Consider the following 1,531-nt stretch of genomic DNA (forward strand, 5'->3'; position numbering starts at 1 on the left):
GGTCTATTCGGTGGCGAGCGCCTGCGATCAGGGCCGCACCAGCCGCAAGGATTGCGCCGCCGCCATCCTGTTTGCCGCAGAAAACGCCACCCAGATGGCGCTCGATGCCATCCAGCTGCTGGGGGGCAACGGCTACATCAACGAATACCCCACGGGTCGCCTGCTGCGGGACGCCAAGCTCTACGAGATAGGCGCAGGCACCTCGGAAATTCGCCGCTGGCTTATCGGCCGCGAGCTGATGGGAGAGAACGCATGAGTCGTATCCACTCCCGCCTCGACACGGCGAGTCCCGAGTTTGCCGAGGGCCGCTCGGCCATGCAGGCACTGGTCGAGGATCTCAATGCCCGTCTCGACGAGATAGCCCAAGGCGGCGGCGAGGCCAACAACGCCCGCCATCAAGCCCGTGGCAAGCTGCTGCCCCGCGAGCGCATCAACCAGCTGCTGGACCCGGGCTCTCCCTTTCTCGAGCTGTCGGCGCTGGCCGCCTGGCAGGTCTATGACGAACCGGTGCCCGCCGCCGGTATCATCACGGGGCTGGGCCAGATTGCGGGCAGGCTCTGCCTGCTGGTGGTGAACGATGCCACCGTCAAGGGGGGCACCTACTACCCGCTCACGGTGAAAAAACACCTGCGGGCCCAGGCCATCGCCGAGCGACTGCGCCTGCCCTGCCTCTATCTGGTGGATTCCGGCGGCGCCTTCCTGCCCATGCAAGACGAGGTTTTTCCCGACCGGGAACACTTCGGTCGCATCTTCTACAACCAGGCCCGCATGTCGGCCCAGAACATCCCCCAGCTGGCGGTGGTGATGGGGCTTTGCACCGCAGGCGGTGCCTATGTACCCGCCATGGCTGACGAATCCATCATGGTCAAGGAACAGGCCACCATCTTTCTGGCGGGGCCGCCGCTGGTCAAAGCAGCCACCGGCGAGGAGATCAGCGCCGAGGCACTCGGCGGCGCCGAGGTGCACTGCGCTCACTCAGGCGTGGCGGATCACCTGGCACGTGACGATGCCCATGCGCTGGCAATCGCCCGCACTTTGGTCAGCAACTTGGGAGAACACACCACGCAATCCACTCCGGCCTATGAAGCCCCCTGTTATCCGATAGAAGATCTCTACGGTCTGGTGGGGACCAGCCTCAAGCGCGCTTACGACGCCCGCGAGCTCATCGCCCGCCTGGTGGACGGCTCCGAGTTTGACGAATTCAAGGCACTGTTTGGCACCACGCTTGTCACCGGCTTCGCCCGGATCGAAGGCATGCAGGTGGGGATCCTCGCCAACAATGGCGTGCTGCACAGCGACAGCGCCCAGAAAGGCGCCCACTTTATCCAGCTCTGCAACAGGCGCGGGATCCCCCTGCTGTTCCTGCAAAACATCACCGGCTTTATGGTGGGCAGTACCGCAGAGCGGGAAGGCATCGCCAAGCATGGGGCCAAGCTGGTCACCGCCGTGGCCTGCAGCCGGGTACCCAAGATAACGCTCATCGTCGGCGGCAGCTTTGGTGCCGGCAACTACGGCATGTGCGGCCGCGCCT

The 1,531-nt window shown here is 64.8% G+C and carries 2 protein-coding genes; both read left to right on the forward strand.

From position 1 onward, the window contains the following. Positions 1-256 (forward strand): acyl-CoA dehydrogenase family protein (locus tag AAC083_RS16380; protein WP_258224728.1); only part of this gene is annotated, 256 nt, incomplete at its 5' end. Continuing rightward, positions 253-1,531, forward strand: a 1,279-nt coding sequence (locus tag AAC083_RS16385) for a carboxyl transferase domain-containing protein (RefSeq protein WP_375134766.1), incomplete at its 3' end; no start/stop codon positions are given. The genes AAC083_RS16380 and AAC083_RS16385, both read left to right, overlap by 4 nt.

It is taken from the genome of Aeromonas sp. HMWF014 (assembly GCF_963878295.1).
Classification (GTDB): Bacteria; Pseudomonadota; Gammaproteobacteria; order Enterobacterales; family Aeromonadaceae; genus Aeromonas; species Aeromonas popoffii.